This is a genomic window from Halapricum salinum, assembly GCF_004799665.1.
Taxonomy (GTDB): domain Archaea; phylum Halobacteriota; class Halobacteria; order Halobacteriales; family Haloarculaceae; genus Halapricum; species Halapricum salinum.
Window position 1 is genome coordinate 856,793 of sequence record NZ_CP031310.1, and the last position, 16,873, is coordinate 873,665.

At 64.5% G+C, this 16,873-nt stretch carries 13 protein-coding genes and 1 tRNA gene; 4 read left to right on the top strand and 10 right to left on the bottom strand.

The window, feature by feature from the left end; translation table 11 throughout:
• Window positions 1-5: 5 nt before the first annotated feature.
• The 4 genes from DV733_RS04200 to DV733_RS04215 form a co-directional block, all read right to left on the bottom strand.
• Complete coding sequence (locus DV733_RS04200; RefSeq protein ID WP_079979420.1) at window positions 6-1,082, bottom strand: histone deacetylase family protein; 1,077 nt, start codon at window positions 1,080-1,082, stop codon at window positions 6-8.
• Window positions 1,079-1,519 carry a histone gene (locus tag DV733_RS04205; RefSeq protein WP_049993941.1) on the bottom strand — a complete coding sequence of 147 codons (441 nt, stop codon included), beginning with the start codon at window positions 1,517-1,519 and terminating at the stop codon, window positions 1,079-1,081. Before DV733_RS04205 ends, DV733_RS04200 begins: the two co-directional genes overlap by 4 nt.
• A 74-nt stretch (window positions 1,520-1,593) precedes the next feature.
• Window positions 1,594-3,024, bottom strand: a complete 1,431-nt coding sequence (locus tag DV733_RS04210) for a single-stranded DNA binding protein (RefSeq protein ID WP_049993942.1) — start codon at window positions 3,022-3,024, stop codon at window positions 1,594-1,596.
• Between the two features lie 54 nt (window positions 3,025-3,078).
• Window positions 3,079-3,594, bottom strand: a complete 516-nt coding sequence (locus tag DV733_RS04215) for a hypothetical protein (RefSeq protein WP_049993943.1) — start codon at window positions 3,592-3,594, stop codon at window positions 3,079-3,081.
• A 137-nt stretch (window positions 3,595-3,731) separates the two neighbouring features.
• On the opposite strand from DV733_RS04215, the gene DV733_RS04220 reads away from it, so the two are divergent.
• The 3 genes from DV733_RS04220 (at window position 3,732) to DV733_RS04230 (ending at window position 5,912) form a co-directional block, all read left to right on the top strand.
• Window positions 3,732-3,804 (top strand) — tRNA-Arg (locus DV733_RS04220).
• Window positions 3,805-3,945: 141 nt separating this feature from the next.
• The gene (locus tag DV733_RS04225) at window positions 3,946-5,181 is read left to right on the top strand and encodes an RNA-guided endonuclease InsQ/TnpB family protein (RefSeq protein ID WP_049993944.1); all 1,236 of its coding nucleotides are present in this window, start codon (window positions 3,946-3,948) and stop codon (window positions 5,179-5,181) included.
• 119 nt (window positions 5,182-5,300) lie between these two features.
• Window positions 5,301-5,912 (top strand): DUF309 domain-containing protein, encoded by a 612-nt coding sequence (locus tag DV733_RS04230; protein ID WP_049993945.1) that lies wholly within the window; start codon window positions 5,301-5,303, stop codon window positions 5,910-5,912.
• 33 nt (window positions 5,913-5,945) lie between these two features.
• Here the strand turns inward: DV733_RS04230 and DV733_RS04235 are convergent, their stop codons facing one another.
• The 3 genes from DV733_RS04235 to thsA all read right to left on the bottom strand — a co-directional run bounded on the left by DV733_RS04235 (window position 5,946) and on the right by thsA (window position 11,673).
• A complete protein-coding gene (locus tag DV733_RS04235) occupies window positions 5,946-6,488 on the bottom strand; it encodes a redoxin domain-containing protein (protein ID WP_136342277.1) in 543 nt (180 codons plus the stop codon).
• Between the two features lie 137 nt (window positions 6,489-6,625).
• Window positions 6,626-9,136 carry a DEAD/DEAH box helicase gene (locus tag DV733_RS04240; RefSeq protein WP_049993947.1) on the bottom strand — a complete coding sequence of 837 codons (2,511 nt, stop codon included), beginning with the start codon at window positions 9,134-9,136 and terminating at the stop codon, window positions 6,626-6,628.
• Window positions 9,137-10,119: 983 nt separating this feature from the next.
• Window positions 10,120-11,673 (bottom strand): thermosome subunit alpha, encoded by a 1,554-nt coding sequence (gene thsA, locus DV733_RS04245; protein ID WP_049993948.1) that lies wholly within the window; start codon window positions 11,671-11,673, stop codon window positions 10,120-10,122.
• A 159-nt stretch (window positions 11,674-11,832) separates the two neighbouring features.
• Between thsA and DV733_RS04250 the strand changes: the two genes are divergently transcribed.
• Window positions 11,833-12,651 carry an amidohydrolase family protein gene (locus DV733_RS04250; RefSeq protein WP_049993949.1) on the top strand — a complete coding sequence of 273 codons (819 nt, stop codon included), beginning with the start codon at window positions 11,833-11,835 and terminating at the stop codon, window positions 12,649-12,651.
• Between the two features lie 29 nt (window positions 12,652-12,680).
• Here DV733_RS04250 and DV733_RS04255 read toward each other — a convergent pair whose 3' ends face one another.
• The 3 genes from DV733_RS04255 to DV733_RS04265 all read right to left on the bottom strand — a co-directional run bounded on the left by DV733_RS04255 (window position 12,681) and on the right by DV733_RS04265 (window position 16,737).
• Entirely contained in the window at window positions 12,681-13,604 is a 924-nt protein-coding gene (locus DV733_RS04255; protein ID WP_049993950.1) for a glycosyltransferase family 2 protein, read from the bottom strand.
• A 95-nt stretch (window positions 13,605-13,699) separates the two neighbouring features.
• On the bottom strand, window positions 13,700-15,271 hold the full coding sequence (locus DV733_RS04260) for an HVO_2922 family protein (RefSeq protein WP_049993951.1): 1,572 nt from the start codon (window positions 15,269-15,271) through the stop codon (window positions 13,700-13,702).
• Window positions 15,272-15,432: 161 nt separating this feature from the next.
• The gene (locus DV733_RS04265; protein WP_136342278.1) at window positions 15,433-16,737 is read right to left on the bottom strand and encodes a hypothetical protein; all 1,305 of its coding nucleotides are present in this window, start codon (window positions 16,735-16,737) and stop codon (window positions 15,433-15,435) included.
• Window positions 16,738-16,873 lie beyond the last annotated feature (136 nt).

The following is a 16,873-nucleotide window of genomic DNA, read 5'->3' on the forward strand; positions in this document are numbered from 1 at the left end:
GAGCGTCAAGAGTCGTCGCTGTCGACATCGTCGTCTTCGTCTCCATCTTCGTCCTCGACGTGATCGACGGGATCGGTCGACGGGAATCCCTCGTCTTTGAGGTTGTCGACGACCGAGCGACCGCTGTCGTCGACCGTCCAGTCGTGAGCGTGTGGTTCGTGGCCGTCGAAGACCTCGTGGACCATCTTCACACCATCCGAGAGCGTCTCCAGGCCGTAGCCGCCTTCGAGGACGAACCCGAGACCGGCGTCGATGCGATCACAGAGGTCTCGCAGGTAGGCGGTCTGGAGGCCGTAGCCGTCGGTCGTGACGACCATCCGTGAGATCGGATCGTGCTCGTGAGCGTCGAAGCCGGCGCTGACGAGCAGCAAGTCGGGATCGAAGTCCGCGATCGAGGGTCCGATCACCTCCTCCAGTGCGGCCATGTACTCGGCGTCGCCACAGCCGGGCGGGAACGGGACGTTCAGCGTCGTCATCTCGCCGCCGTCCTCGCCTGTTTCACCGAGTGCGCCCGTCCCCGGATACAGTCCTTCTTCGTGGATCGAGGCGTAGAAGACGTCCCCGCGATCGTAGAAGATGTCCTGCGTGCCGTTGCCGTGATGCACGTCCCAGTCGAGGATCGCCACGCGGTCGGCGCCGCCGACATCGAGGGCGTGCTGGGCGGCGACGGCGACGTTGTTGATGAAACAGAATCCCATCGCGTCGTCCTCGACGGCGTGGTGACCCGGCGGTCGTCCGAGCGCGAACGGCGTCTGTCGGCCGTCAGCGCCGTCGAGAGCGGCTTCGGCGGCCCACTGGGCCAGTCCGGCCGCGGCGAGCGCGGCGTCCCAGGTCTCCTCGACGGCGACGGTGTCGGCGTCCCAGTGGCCGCCGCCGTCGGCACAGAATTCGCGGATCTCTTCGACGTAGTCGGCGTCGTGGACTGCGAACACCGCCCCCTCACCCGCGGCGTCGGCCGCGACGTACTCGACGTTGTGACACTTCGAGAGCGTGCGCTTGATCGCCCGCAGACGGTCGGGACTCTCGGGGTGGCGCGCGCCGGTGTCGTGTTCGAGGCAGATGTCGCGGTAGCCAAACCTCATTCAAAGTACGGCCTGAGTTCGTCGTAACATTCGATGTCGTCGTCCTTAACAGTGCGGCGTCCGGCGTGGCGGGCCAGCAGCGCGGCCGCGGCGGCGACGGTATCTGCTTCGGCCTCGAGAATCGACGCGAGCGCGACGCGAGCGTCCATCGCCACCCGATAGCGGTCGTCGATGTCGAGGCGTGCGATCCGGTCGACAGGTGCGATCGGCAACTGCAGCGTGTCGGGATCAGGAACCTCGTCGACGCCGAAGTCCGCTGCCATCAGTGTCTTGCGGCCGTCCTCGCTCGCCCGCGCTGCTGCCTCGACCGCCAACCCAGCCCCACGGTCCTGAATCCGTTCGGTGAGTGCTTCGGTCGCGTCCGACCCGACCCGAAGCGAGCCGGCGTTTCGACGGATGATCGAATCCACCGGCGTAAACGGTAACTCGACGCTCATACGCCACATCGGGGCCGATGTCGGCTTAAGGGTTTCCTCATGGTGGTTCCTGTAGGTCTGTTTCGGGGTAACTCTCAGAGGATCTCGTCGGCCTCCAGTCGGTCACCCTGGCGGTGACCCCGGAGCGTGACCTGCTGACCCAGCTGGACACTCGCGTCTGTCTCGACGTTGATGGTCTCCTCGCCGTCGTCGACGATCACCGGATCGCCCGTCTGGACGACCGTCCCCGTAATCTCGACTTTTTCGACGGTCTCAGCGACCGCGTCGTCGCTGGACGAAGACGCCTCGGTTCCACTCTCGGACGCGGAGTCGCTACTCGCTCCACCGCCGCCCTCGGCGAACGCGTCCAGTCCGGCGCTCTGGTCCCCACCGCCGCCGCTGCTCGATCCGGCTGTCGCGCCGTCGTCGAGCACGACGACCGTCGCACCCCAGCCAGCGGAGGCTTCCAGATCGTCCTGCCAGCCGTCTTGAATCTCGGCGTCGGCGACGAACACCTCGTCGCCCGGCCCGAGGTCGGTGTCGGCCTTCTCACCCCACAGCGCCACGCGGATGTCGCCGGTGTCGTCCTGCACGCGGATATTTCGAACCTGGCCCTCGCTCCCGTCGTCGCGGTCGAACGTCCGTTTCGGGTCGACTGAACGGACGACGCCACCGATGTCGACAGTCGTCTCGATCTCGACGCTGTCGATCGGGTCAGTCTCGGGGCTGAAGTCGATCTCGTCGTCGATCTCCTCGACTGCGCCGCGGTCGCCGACGTGCAGTTCGAGGGAGCCGTCGCGCTCGCGGACGTAGCCGTCGACGACCTCGACCGCCGTGCCGGTGTCGAGTTCCTCGGCGCGGTCGGCCTGCTCGTCCCACAGCGTCACGCGAATTCGTCCGGTCTCGTCGCCCAGCGAGAGGTTCGAGACCCGCCCTTCCGAGCCGTCGTCACGGTCGAAGGTTCGGATCGATTCGGTCCCGAGGACGATCCCGCGGGCGTCGACGTCCGATTGGCCCATCGAAAGCGAGTCGATCGAACTCGTCCCGCCGATCTCGACGTCGATTTCGGCGTCATCGTCGGGTTCGGCCTTGTCGACGCTGACTTCCAGGCCGTTGTAGCCGTCTTTCGGGCGACCCTTGATCCGCAGGACTTGCCCGACTTCGAGACTGCCCTCGTCGATCGAGCCGGCCTGTTCGTCCCAGAAGGCAAGCCGGACCGACCCGGTCTCGTCGGCGGCCTCGACGTTGATGACCATCCCGTCGTCGTCCTCGCCGTCGCGTTCGAAGGTCCGGAGGTCACCGATCGACGTGACCTTCGCGAGGAATTTGACTTCCTCCATGCCGCTCTCGATGTCGGCGATCGAATTGACCTCGTTCTCGCTCAGTTCGTGCGCGATGAGCATCGCCGCCGTCTCCTCGTCGGCGAGGCCCCCCATCTGTTCGACTTTCTGCTCGACGGCCTCCCTGAAGTCCTCCTCGGAGACGTCGGCGTCGAGATCCTCGTAGACGTCCTCGATCGCACCCATATCTATGCCGTGTTCACGTCTGGATCGCGTTTAAACAATACGGTCGCCGATTCGCTACCGCATCACGTCGGCGACGGCCCCCGGGTTCGTGCCTCCGTGTTCGACCACGACGCGACCGGGAAGGCCGCCGATGAACCCGAGACTCGCGCGGTACTCGGCCTGGCCGAGACACTGCTCGCACATCTGGTTCGTCGACTCGACGCCGATCACGACCGTGAGCGTGTCGCTCGTGTCGTCGTAGTCGACGCTCGACAGCGTGGCAGTGTGACACGGATTGTTCGCCGCGATCACGCCCTCGATCGCGACCGAGCCATCACCAGAGGCGAAACCGACGGTCGCCGATCCGTCTGGAGTCCCGCAGCTCGTCTCCTCGGTTGCGATCGACTGGCCGACAAGCTGTGGCTGGGTCCCCGAGGTGGTCTCGATCGTCTGCTCCGACGTCGACGTGCCAATCGCCCCGTCGTCGGTCGGCGTCGAGCCGTTCTCGTCAGTCTCCCCAGTCCTCCCACATCCCGCGAGGCTGATCGTCGCAGCGACCCCACAACCCCCGAGGAACGTCCGTCTATCCATGTTTCGACAACGGTGAGAGAGCAAAAAGGTCTATCGGAGCGGCAATTACCCCTGTTTTTCGAGGCTGGTGTCACGCCGTGTCGTGGTGGTGGTCGAATCGTAACCCCTTTAGTCGACACCGGAGTACTGAGAGATGAGTCCGGGTAGGGTAGTGGACTATCCTCTTGGCTTGCGGAGCCAGGGACCAGCGTTCAAATCGCTGTCCGGACGTTCACTTCGTTCACGTCCGACGTGCCTCACGGTCGCGTGAGACGGTGTCCAGGCGTGTTCCACCGTTTCAGTTTCGCTAGAGTAGCCTGTGCGCTTCGCTCGAGCTGACATTTATATACGAGTTCGGCCCACCCGATTGTAGTGGCCGACTATCACCACCGGACGGCGATCACGCGCCTGGAGACCACCGATCGACAAGCGGCACGGCTAGAACACACGATCGCCGAATATCAGCGAGCAGCGAACATCGCCGTCGATGCCGGCCACGAAATCGGGGAACGACGGAAGACGAGATTACAGGCACGTGTTTACGAAGACATCCGTGAGGGGACTGAGCTCGCGAGTCAACATGCAATTCTCGCGATTCACCAAGCCGCCGAGGCACTCCGCGGTGTCCATCAGTTGCGAGCGCACGGTCGCTCACCCTCGAAGCCGAAATTCACCAGCCCGACTGTAACCTACGATTCGCGTACGATGACGGTCGACAGAGACGACGAATCGGTGTCGTTGACTACCACAGATCGTCGAATCCAGTGTCGCCTCGTCTTGCCCACAGATGACGACGGATATCAACAGCAGTATCTCTACAGCGACGAGTGGGAACTAACAGAATCAACACTGACCGCGCGTGACGGCGACTACTTTCTTCATCTGGGTTTTCGAACGGAGGCTACCGACGATACCACCGAGTGCGGAACGGTACTCGGGGTCGATCTCGGTATCGAAAACCTCGCCGTGACCTCAACGGCACAGTTCGTATCCGGTCGAGAACTGACACATGAACATCGAGAGTTCGAGAAAGTGAGTGGTGGACTCCAACAGACTGGAACACAGTCTGCCCACCGTACGTACGTCAAACGCGGAAGCGCCCAAGCGCGATTCAACAGGGACTATCTCCATCGTGTCTCGAACAAGATTGTGCACGAGGCAGTCGAATACGGGTGTACACACATCGCGTTCGAAGATCTGAGATACATCCGTGAAGGCATGCCCGGGAGACGAAAGTTCCATCAATGGGCGCACCGACAACTGGTCCGATGCGTCGAGTACAAGGCTAGAGCGGAGGCTATAGAAGTGGTCTTCGTCGAGCCAGCGAACACCTCACGACGATGCAGCGAGTGCGGATATACAAGCTCTGCGAATAGAATTGAGCGTGATCTCTTCGAATGCCAAGATTGCGGGAGCGAAGCCAATGCCGATTACAATGCGGCGAAAAACGTCGGCTTACGATACGTCCGTTCCGGGCAACAGACTTCGGGACGGACGGGCGACAGTCGACTCGCCCTGAAGTCGGGGACTGTGCATCCTGATTCGGGATTCGTCCAATACGGATCACAGGACACCGACAAGTCTACACCGTCGGAAGCGACATCGTGAGCGAGTAGGTGTCGACAGTCGATATCTCCGTCAGGACGTCTTTACAGACGACGGCCCCCGCACAGTGGTAACTGTACGAGCACGAAAGCACCATCCGGCTGGACCACCAACACCGGCGTATGGACGCCCATCTCCGGGCCGGGATCGCGATCTACAACACCGGGCACTATCACGCCGCCCACGACGCCTGGGAGGCCCACTGGCTGGACATGCCTCCAGGCGACGACCGGGACTTGCTTCAGGGGCTGATCCAGTTCACCGCCGCCGTCCATCACACGACGACCGACAACTGTGATGGCGCGCGTGGCCTCGCCGGGAGCGCCCAGACCTATCTCGACGGCCTCGGGGGCGTCTACCAGCAGGTCGCGCTCGATCCGATTCTGCGGTATCTCGCGGCCCTGGAACGCGATCCCGAACGCGTCGGCGCAACTCCACCACCCCCGATCGAGTATGACGAGCGCGCGATCGATCTGGAGTCACTCGACCTTCCTGCGACTGGCGTGGCGGCGACAATTCTGGCCGAGGAGTTGGGGTACGACGAGGCGACGATCGAGCAGGCAGTCGCGTACGCTCGTGCGGACGTGGCTGCTGGGGAGGCGACGAGTCCGTTCGTGACACTGGTGTTCGACTTCGTTCGTGACGACGAACACCGGGCAATCGTCGCTCAGCGACTGACCGAACACGTCAGGCGGCGACAGCACCGAGAATCAGACGTCGAGAATCTGTTTTGATCGGGTGTGCGCGGGTCGCACCACGGATCGGGATCAGACGGCCGGCGCGGGTTTTTTATTTGGGCTTTCCAGGCGCGTCTCCCTGGCGATTTCGAGCATCTCCTCGACCGAGGGGCAGTCCTGGCGGGTCGCGCCGCTGTAGATCTGCCCCACGGTGGGTTCGTCACCGTAGGTCTCGACGACGACGAGTGCCGGGGTCTGCGGGACCCACTCCTGAACGTCACCGAACGCCTCGAAACGATCGGGTGCGTCGTCGCCGGCGTCCGCGTCGGCCGGTGGATCCGCGAGCAGGGCGAACGGCGTCTCGTAGCGACGGCCCCACACCGACGCTCGATCGACCGTGTCCGGCAGGACTGCCACGACTGGCACGTGCTCGGACTCGAACTGGTCGATCCGCTCACCGAGGCGTCGAACCTTCCGCCGCGACAGCGGGCAGTAGTGATTGCGCAAGAGGAGCACGAGCGCGATTCCACTCCCGCTCTGTAGGTCGGCCGCCGTGTAGCGGTCCGACCCGTCCCCCACGTTCGGTAAGGTAAACTCTAAGGCCTGTCCAACTCCGTGGTGCGATTCGTACATCTGCACACCCCCACGTGGGGCATGTCAGACCGAGTATATAGGTATTTCGGCTGTCAGACGAGGAGTGTGTCGACCGGCAGTACAGCCGGGCGAATAGTTGTGTCGACCGGCAGTACAGCCGAGCAAGTCGCGAACCACTACGGGTCGTACGCGCTCGCGACGACCTCGCGGATCCGCTCGGCCGTCACTTCGCCGACGCCGTCGGTCGCCTGCAGTTCGTCTTCTTCTGCCGTCAGGACGGTCTCGACGCTACCGAAGTGTTCCAGCAGCGACTGCGCAGTCACGGGGCCGACGTCGGCGATCGAGGCGACGACGTACTCCTGCTGTTCGGCCAGTGTCTTGGCTGCTTTCTCGCCGTGGGCACTCACGGTTCGGTCGGCCTCCTCCTGTTCGCGCGTCGCCAGCACGTCGAGCATCTCGGTCGTGTCGGCCTCGTCGTCGGTCCGGACGACGCTGGCGCCGAAGTCCACCGCCAGCGAGGCCAGCGCCCCCCGGATCGCGTTGGGGTGGACGTTACGCTCGCCGTACAGTCCCGTGCCCTCGATGATCACGACCGGTCGGTCGTAGTAGCGGGCGTCGTCTTTGATCTGCTCGAACAGAGAGCGGTCACCGCCGGTGAGCGTATCCAGAAAGTCGCTGACAGTCTTGCGCTCGACGACCACGCGATCGGAGACGACGTAGTCGCCCACCTCCAGCGTCTCCAGGCGCGTCTCGATTCCGTCGCGCTTGGAGAGATCCCTGGCGATGGTCGAGTCTAACTCGCGCTGGTCGATCACGATCTCGACAGTATCGTCGTCGGTCCCGGCCGTGGCGACCGTGTCTTCGGGCTCGGGGTCGTCGGCGTCAGCGTCGGCGTCGTCGGGTTCGTCACCGGCGAACGCATCGAGACCGGTCTGGCCCTCGCCCTCGTCTGTGGTGTCGCGTTCGGGCGTGGCCGCGCCCCCGTCGGATTCGGCGGCCGTCAAGGCGGACGCTCCGCTGGTTCCGCTCTCGGTCGCCTGATGCGTTTCGCTCGCGGTGTCACCGCTCGCGGCTTCGGCGGACTCCCCACGGTCGTCCGCCCCCGTCTGGAACTCCTCGACGCTGGCCTGGGAGAGCTCGGCCTCGATCTCGCCTTTCATCGATTTGAGCGCCTTCAGTTCCTTGTACATCCGTTTCTCGTCCTGGCGAGCCTTCCAGAAGTACGCCTCGTCACGGGTGTCTTCGGCGATCAGGACGACGACTTTCCCCTCGGTCTGGCGACCGGTCCGGCCCTTGCGCTGGATGGATCGGATCGCCGTCGGAACGGGTTCGTAAAAGAGCACGAGATCAACCTCGGGGACGTCCAGCCCTTCCTCGGCGACGGAAGTCGAGACCAGCACCTCGAACTCGCCCGCCCGGAAGCGGTCGAGGGTCTCCTGCTGCTCTTTTTGGGTCATCCCGTCGCTGCCGTCGGTGTCGCTCTGGCCGACAAACTTCTCGGCATCGAAGTGATCGTTCAGGAAATCGGTGAGGGTCTCGGCCGTGTCGCGGGACTCGGTGAAGACGATGACGCGGTCGCCGTCCTCGATGCCCAGGGTCTCGGCCAGGAGCATCCGCGTGCGGCGGAACTTCGGGTGAAGGTCGTCGAAGTTCTCGGCCTTGCGCATCGCTTCGCGGACTTTGGGCTCGCTCACGAGGCGCTGGCTGGCCTTCGACGAACCCGAGGCCCGGGCGGCGTTGCGCTGGCGCTCGAAATAGCGACGGAGGGACTCGACGCTCTGTGTCTCGGCGTAGGTGACCGCCGTCCGGAGTTTCCGTACTTCCGCCAGCAGGCTCATCCCCTGGTAGCCCTCGCTCTGGTCGTTGTTCATCAGCTCCCGGAGCTTGCCCTGGATCTCGTGGATCTCCCGCTCGGACATGTCCGGCTGGGTCTTGTTCGTCACCCCGAGCTGCTTGAGCTGGGAGAGTCGATCCTGGATCACTTCGTGGAGGGCGTCGCGAATCTCGATGACCGTCTCGGGTAACTCGACGCGCTTCCAGTCCACGTCCGTACGATGGGTGTACTCGGCGACGTCGGCGTCCTCGTCGGTCATCACCGCCACTTCCCGGAGGCCGAGGTTCTCACAGACTTCGAGGATCGACTCCTCGTCGTCGCCGGGGGAAGCGCTCATGCCCGTGGCGAGGGGGTTCTCGGCCTGTTCGTGGTAGCGCTCGGCGATGTAGGTGTAGGCGTAATCCCCTGTGGCGCGGTGGCACTCGTCGAAGGTGACGTGCGTCACGTCGGCCATCGAGATCCGACTCCCCACGAGGTCGTTCTCGACGACCTGTGGCGTCGCGATCACGATCTTCGCGGACTCGAACAGCTCGGCGCGGTCGTCCGGCCGAACCTCGCCCGTGAAGACGACGATCTCGTCGTCGGGGATCGTCAGGGCCTCCCGATAGAAGTCGGCGTGCTGGGAGACGAGGGGTTTGGTCGGCGCGAGCAGGAGTGCCGTGCCGCCCACCTCGTGGAGTCGGTGGGCCGTGACGAGCAGCGAGACGGTGGTCTTGCCCAGGCCCGTGGGCAGGCAGACGAGGGTGTGGTTGCCCAGCGCCGTCTCGGCGAGTTCGAGTTGGTACTGTCGCTGCTGGAGGACGCCGGATTCGAGGAGCGGGCGATCGATCGTCGCACCATCGGATGCCGCCATTCATCTCCCGGTTCGACTGCGACGAGGTTAAGGGTTCCTTGACCGCGGTGAAAGTGATTTGGACCTCGTGATTGGTTTCGATACTGTGGCTCGACCGCTGGAAACGGCACCAAGCACGGAAAGCCCTCCACTCGCTGGCTAGGAATCGTTGCCTGCACCGCAAACAACAAGCACGGAAATCCCTCCACTCGCTGACTAGGAGACGGTGATAGTGACGCCACCAAGCAGGGAAAGCCCTCGCCTCGCTCGGGGCTCCGGGACTCGCTGCGCTCCTCGCATCCGCTGCGGTGCTTACTTCGTCCGGGAACCGCCGAGCGAGTCTCGCCCTTTCAATCCTCCAGGCACCGCACTGCGGCCGCAGGCCTGCCCTTCCCCGGGTCGCTCGATAAAACTCGCTCCCGGCCACCGCGGGGCGGTCAGGAAGCGTGTCGCGCGGCGGACGCCGCGCGACCGGGGAGGTGCGGGAGACGTGACCGAAGGAAACGTCTCCGAATGAACGAGCGGGGAGAGACGGCCCGCGAGTGTGGGGTCACAACAATGTGGTTGCGGTGCTGTCCTGGCGTCCTCGTGAGCAGGGCGGGACCTTCGGTCCCGCTGGCAGCCGGCGCAGAGCGCCGGCGACGAAGCGAACGAGGGCTCGGAAGACGAGCGGAGCGAGTCTTCCGGCGGACTGAAAGGGCGAAGCACGCTCGCGACGAAAGCGAGACGTGACCGAAGGGAACGTCTCGATAACGCGAACGGGGAGCGAAGCGACCCGTGGAGGGAGTGAAACGACCGAGGATATGCCGCGTAGCGACCGCGACCGTGGTGAGGGCTTTCGAGACGTTGTGAGTCTCTGCTGTGTAATCGACTGCAGGTAGCTAAGCCAGTCGAGAAAGTCAGTAGCGACTACCGAACAGCGTCACACACGAAAAAAGACAGGTCGGGTTAACTCGACGAGATGACGTCGTCGGACGGCAAGCCGCCCGACGTGCAATCAGCTCTTACGAAGAGCTGATAACGTCGTCGATACGGACGATCATCGTCGCGGCCTCGGTCGCGCTGTCGACGGCCTCGCGCTTGACAGCGGCGGGGTCGAGGACGCCGTATTCGAGGGGGTCGGCGACGACGCCGGTCTGGCCCTCGGAGATGAGGCCGGCGAGGTTGCCGCCCTCGTGTTCGGCACGCAGATCGACCAGCGCGTCGATTGGGTCCATGCCCGTGTTCTCCGCGAGCGTGCGCGGAAGGACGTCGACGGCGTCGGCGAAGGCGTCGACGGCAAGCTGCTTGCGACCCTCGATCGACGCCGACTGTTCGCGAACGTACGCGGAGATGGCGATCTCGGTCGCGCCCGCGCCGGGGACGACGCCGCCCTTGTCCAGGGCAGCGGTCACGACGTCCAGCGCGTCCTTCAGGGCGCGCTCGACCTCGTCGACGACGTGCTCGGTCGAGCCGCGAGCGAAGACCGTGACGGTCTCGGCTTCCGACCCTTCGACGAACGCGAGTTCCTCGTCGCCGTACTTCTCGACGTGGACGCTCGCACTCCCGAGATCGTCCGAATCGAGGTCGTTGACGCCGCTGACGCGGCTCGCGCCGGAGGCGGAGATCACGGCAGAGAGATCGTCGTCGGAGACATCCTCGAACGCGAGGATACCCGCCTTCGCGAGGTGGGCGACGACGCGGTCGTCGATGTCGTCGCTCGTGAAGACGATCTCGACGCCCAGCTCGGAGAGCGCTTCGGCGTAGCCCGCCAGTTCCTCTTCTTCGGCGTCGAGCGCGGCGTTGAGCTGGTCGACGTTGGTGACGTTGTACTCGGCGTCGATGCTGCTCTCGCGAAGCTCGATCGCGCCGTCGATCGCGGCCACGGCACCGTCGTCGACCGAACGCGGCATGTTCTCGTGGGCCGGCTCCTCGTCGACGATGACGCCCTCGACAAGTTCGGTCGCCGAAGAGGACGCACCGATCTGGGTCTGCAGTGCGATGGCGTCGCGATCGACGCCGTCGTCACTCTCGACCTGCCGGACGGCCTCGACGACCGCCTGGGCCAGCACGTCACCGGCGATGTCGCCGGTCCCCTTGCCGGTCATGCTGGTCTTGGCCACCTTGAGCAGCTGCTCGTCGTCCAGCTCGTCGGCCAGCACCTCGTTCTCGATGGCCTCCTGGGCGAGCTGGGCCGCCTCGTGGTAGCCCTCGACGATCGTCGTCGGGTGAACGTCGTCGTCCAGCAGATCCTCGGCCTGGGCCAGCAGCTGGCCCGCAAGCACGGACGCGGTGGTCGTCCCGTCGCCGACGTCCTCCTCCTGAGTCTCGGCGACCTCGACGATCATCTGGGCCGCGGGGTGCTCGATATCCATCTCCTGGAGGATTGTCGCCCCGTCGTTGGTGATGACGACGTCACCGTCGTCCGAGACGAGCATCTTGTCCATCCCGCGCGGGCCCAGTGTGGTCCGTACGGACTCGCTGACGGCCTTTCCGGCCGAGATGTTCGAACTCTGTGCGTCCTTGCCTTTCGTCCGATCGGCGTCTTCGTTGAGAATGAAAAGGGGCTGTCCGCCCATGCGTCGCTGGCCACTCTGAGACATATTTGTGATCCTCACCTGAATCATCGTTAGCGGTTCTATATAAAAGTACTGGATCCATGGCAGCCGGGCCGCCGGACAGAGTGGGCACAAACGCGCCCAACGCTTTATTACGGTTTGCCGCACATACCAGCGTGAATGCTCGAACTGGAGCACGGGTTCCGGGTCGTCGACGTCAACGCACGCCTCGAACCCGACGCCGACCGCCGGCCACGAGAGGGGACCGGCGATCCCGAGCGCCTCGAACGGGAGATGCACCAGGCCGGAATCGTCCGCTCGGTCGTCTACCCGCCCGGACGGGAGGAGAACTATCTCAAGGCCAACAACGCCGTCGCCCGGATGAGCGTCGGCCGGCCGCTCGTCCCGCTAGCCCGGATTACCGGCGCGCTCGATCCCGGCCAGGGCGCTGGCGCGAAGGTGAAAAACCTCGCTGCCTCCCGGAGCGAGCACCACACCTCGCCCGAGGACGTCGAGCAGTACGCCTACGACGACCGCTTCGAGGGGTTCGTCCTCCATCCCACACACGACGGCCTCCCGGACGACGAGGTCCTGTCGGCGCTGGCCGACGTCGAGCTACCCGTGCTCGTCCACGCCGGCCGCCAGTTTCCACCGGCCGCGCTCGCACGAACCATCCTCCCCTACGGGATCCAGACGATCCTGGCGAGTTTCGGTGGCTACCCGCTCCAGCAGGACCTCATGACCGCCGCAATCGACCTCCTGGAGGAGTTCGACACCTGCTATCTCGACACCAGTTACGTTCGGTTTCGCGAGCCACTGGAACGCGCACTCATGGAACACCCCGATCGAATTCTCTTCGGGAGCGGCGCGCCGAGCGCCCACCCTAACGTCGCGATCATGGAGATCCTGACGCTCGACGTGCCCGAAGACGCCATGCGAAAAGTGTTCTCGAACAACGCCGCCCGTGTGCTCGAGGAACTCGCACCGCGGTCGTTCTAGAAATAAACGCCCGTGGTCGGTCTAACCGATCACGGCGTGGACTGACCGGCGTCACGCCAGTCGTAGACGGTGATCGCGCGGTCGGTCCGTTCGGCCGCACCGTTGGGATTGCGTGCTACGCTCCGGTCACTCGTCCGGGCTTTCACTCCGTCTTTGAGACCGACTGCCGTCCCGCTGACGACACTGCGGCCGGTCCCGAACCACTCGGAGGGGTCGGTGTTACGCCGGAGAACGTCGCCAAGCGCACTCACGGCGTCGCTGGCGGCGTGTGCGGCCAGCCGCCCGACGACAGTCGGTCGAACGCCGTAGTTTTTGCTCAGGCGATAGGCCAGCGAGCGATACTTCCAGCCCCAGTCGCGCTCGGGTTCGCCGCCGTCGGAGCCGTAGGCCTGTTCGACGGCCATCTCGCCGTCCCAGGCGACGGTGTAGTCACCGCTGGCGACACGGTGGGCCAGGTCACGAGCGCTCCCGATATCGAGGTACTCGTCGAAGCCATCGAAGGCGTCCAGAACGGCCCGTCGAAAGGCGACGTTGCCGCTGTTGAAGAAGGTCACGTCGCGGCCGGCGATCGTCCGGGACTCGACGGTGTCGGTCGTCGCGCCGGCCCGCAGCGATCGGCGCGTCGGCCCCGTGACGACGTCGGCCTCGGCCAGTCGTTCCCTAACGGCGTCCTCCCAGCCGTCTCTGACAGCCAGTCCGTGATCGAGAAGCGCAACCGCGTCGCCGCTGGCCCGCTCGATCCCGGCGTTGCGGGCGACCGAGACCGTCCGATCGGCGATCTCGACGAGGACATCGACGTCGTCACGATCGCGCACCATCCCGGTCGTCCCGTCGGCAGAGGGACCGTTGACCACGACGACCTCTGCCTCGGGAGCCGCCCGCGACAACGAGTCGAGTGTCCGGGCGAGTTGGTCCCGGCCGTTGAGCGTCGGGACGACGACCGAGAGATCCATACCTACCCGTAACCCTCCCGACCACTAAAAAGATCGCGAAACGGCGGTTTCTCGAAAAATCGTCCACGTAGCGGGTTCGAACGCCAGGTTTTGGCCTATCTCTCGGTCTCCGCGCCGGGGGCGTTGCGCTTGACGCTCTCGATGGCGTCGTGTGCCTTGTTTCGCTCAGTGTAGCCCTCGCCGCTGTCGGCGATCACGTTGCCGTTGCGGTGGCGCAGCCGCCAGCGCCACTCCTCGGACTGGTCCTCGTACACCTCGAACGCCGCGAGGCCGACGTCGAGCGCGTCCGCGTCGGGCGCGAGTCGTTTGATGCGCTCGACCGCTTCTTCGGCGCTGGACTTGGAACTGTAGCCCTCACCGCTGGTGGCGACGATCTCGTTGTTGGCCGCTTTTAGCCGCCAGCGGTGGTCACCACGGTTGTCCTCGTAGACCTCGAAATCGGCGTCGGCGACGTCTTCGCGGATCGAGTCGACCGAACGTTTGGCGTCCCGGCGTCGGGTGTACCCCTCGCTGGCCGCCGCGAGGATGTTGCCGTTTTTGTGGACGAACCGCCAGCGCCACTCGCCGGCGCTGTCGCGGTAGATCTCGAACGACGCCGGGTCGAACCGCAGGTAACTCGCCGGGCCGGCGTTGTTTTTGACACTCTCGATCCCCTGAGTGGTCTTCTGCTTGCTCGAATAGCCCTCGCCGCTGTCGGCGATGATGTTCCCGTTGTCGTGGACGAGCCGCCAGCGGTGTTTGCCCCCGTCGTCCTCGTAGACCTCGAAGGCGGCCTTGCTCTCGTCAGCCACGTCGGGGATGATCGGCGTCTCCTCCAGTGCCTCTTCGACTTCCTCGTCAGGCTCGGGGACGATCTCCAGAAGCGTCGCACCGAGGGCGTTGCGCCGGACGCTGGCCATCCCCTTCTTGGCGTTGTGCTTGCGGGTGTAGCCCTCGCCGCTGTCGGCGATCACGTTGCCGTTGCGGTGGCGCAGCCGCCAGCGCCACTGCCCGCCGCGGTCCTCGTACAGTTCGAACTGCGCCTGGCTCGTGTGTAGCGAATCGTTCAACGCCTGGAGTTCGTCGACTTCCGTCTGGAGTGCCGACTGGGCGGCCTCGCCCGCAGCGCTCTCCTCACGCTCCTCTTCGAGTTCACGCGTTGCCGCGTCTAGTTCGCGCTGTGTCTCTTCGAGTTCGTCTTCGAGGGCCGCGGTACGGCCCTCGCTGGCCGTCAACGCTTCCTTGGTCGCGCCACCGACGAGCGAACCGGCGACACCACCGAGCAGGATGATCGCCAGCCCGGCAGCGTACAGGAAGATCACTGGCTGATTACCGGTCAGCGTCGACCACTCCGCAGGGAAGACGAACGTGAACCAGATCACCGCAGCGAAACAGATCGCCTCGCCCAGATAGGCCGCGTAGTTGGCCCACGCTTTCAGCGGGAGTCGGATGATCGGTCCCGCCACGAGCATCGCCAGCCCAACTGCCATGAAGATGATACTGCCCTCTCGAAGCGTGAACTCGTCGGCTCCAAAAGCCGACTCACTCGGCAGAAAGAGGATCACCCCGATCGCGCCGAACAGCAATCCGAGCAGGAACACCCAGTACCCCCGTACCTCGTCGTCCGTGTCTGGCTGGCCGATCCGACTCTCGTAGAACCCGTACAGTGGACCCTGATCTGTCGCCATATCAATAAGTAGATTCTCATTCAGAAGTAATAAAATGAGGTGTCGATTCGGCGAGAGAACCGATGAAGACATCAGACCTGTGTATGCACAGCGTTTTCGACAGTTCGTATAGGAATTATCGACTGCTGTCACGACAATCATTCGAGTAGTGTCCACTACCGTCAGTCCTGGCTGGCAGGTTCACCGCCGGCCGGCTCGCCACCAGTGGCAGAGCCCGACTCCGCTCGATACCAGTCGAACCCCTGGCTAGTCATCGCTTCGGCGTCGACGTCCTCCTTGTAGAGGGCAAAGGCGTCGCCGTCTCGTGTGTAGATGACCGGTGCGATCGCACCCTGCTTGAGCGTATACCCCAGCGGGAGTGTGTACCCGACATCGTTCGGTTCGAGCGAGAACGACGGCGGGATGTCGAACGTACAGCGCTCTCCGACGCCGATCGTGACCTCGACGCCGAGCCGATAGCGGTCGTACTCCGTATCCCGGATCTTGGCTCTCGCCAGCGAGATGGGGTCGTCGCCGTCATTGCGAATGGTGAGTTCGCGCGCGTCGCTCCCCTCGCGGTCAGAGACGGTGACTACGACCAGATCGCTCCGTTCGAGCGTCGTTCGTTTCTTTTCGAGGTGGCCGAAGACTGCGAGCGCGACCACCGGCCACAGGACGAGCGCGACCGCAGCGGCATAGGCCAGATCGATCCCCCACTGCCAGCAGCCGACACCAACCGCCAGCGCGACGACGAATCCAACCACGACGGCGACGGTGCGCGATTCGAGGCGTTCAAGCTGGGCGTAGCCGCTCTTGATCAACACCGTCGCGACGAACGGGTCGGAATCCTCGCGCTGCTTGCGGAAGGTCCGGACCAGCGCGAGCGCGAGGATTGGCCAGCTCGCCAGGAACGCGACCGTGGCGTAGTAGTCGGGAACGGCCGCGTAGTAGGTGTCGTAGGCGACGACGCCCCCGGCAGTCAGTCCCGCGAGAGCCCCGCCGACGACCAGCGCCTGGACCCACTCGCTCTCGGCCTCGTGGCGGACGTACCGTAACGTCAGAAACGCCACGAACGGGAACGAGAGCAGGAATATCGTCACCGGATACGCCAGCGACAGCGGCTCCCAGAGGATCTCGGTCACGAGCACGCTCTCGGTCGCCAACGAGGCCGCGAAGAACGCGACCACGACCATCCGTGCCCAGATCGGCAGCGAGAGCCACTTCGCGGTCGCCTCCTCGCCGTGTTTCTGCGAGAGGACGTAGAGCCCGCCCGCGAGCAACACCGTCGCGAACACTCCCCCGAAGAGCAAGACCGTCGGACCGACAGTCCCGACTAACGGAACCGTCACCGACGGCACGTACCCGTCTGCATCCACGAGCACCAACGCGAACGCCAGCACGCCCGCGACGAACGCCGCCGCGAACAGTATCCGCAGATACTTCGAGAGTGTGAACAGGACCTTCGTTTTGACTTTGTTCTTGAACATCCCTTTCACGGTCTTCTCACCCCACACCTGCGGACGGACGACTGGCTACTGCCAGCCGTACGACTCGACCCCCTGCTAGAGGGCCCAACCCCACGAACCATGATTTTCACCTCGAAACCGACCTTTAAATTCCTAT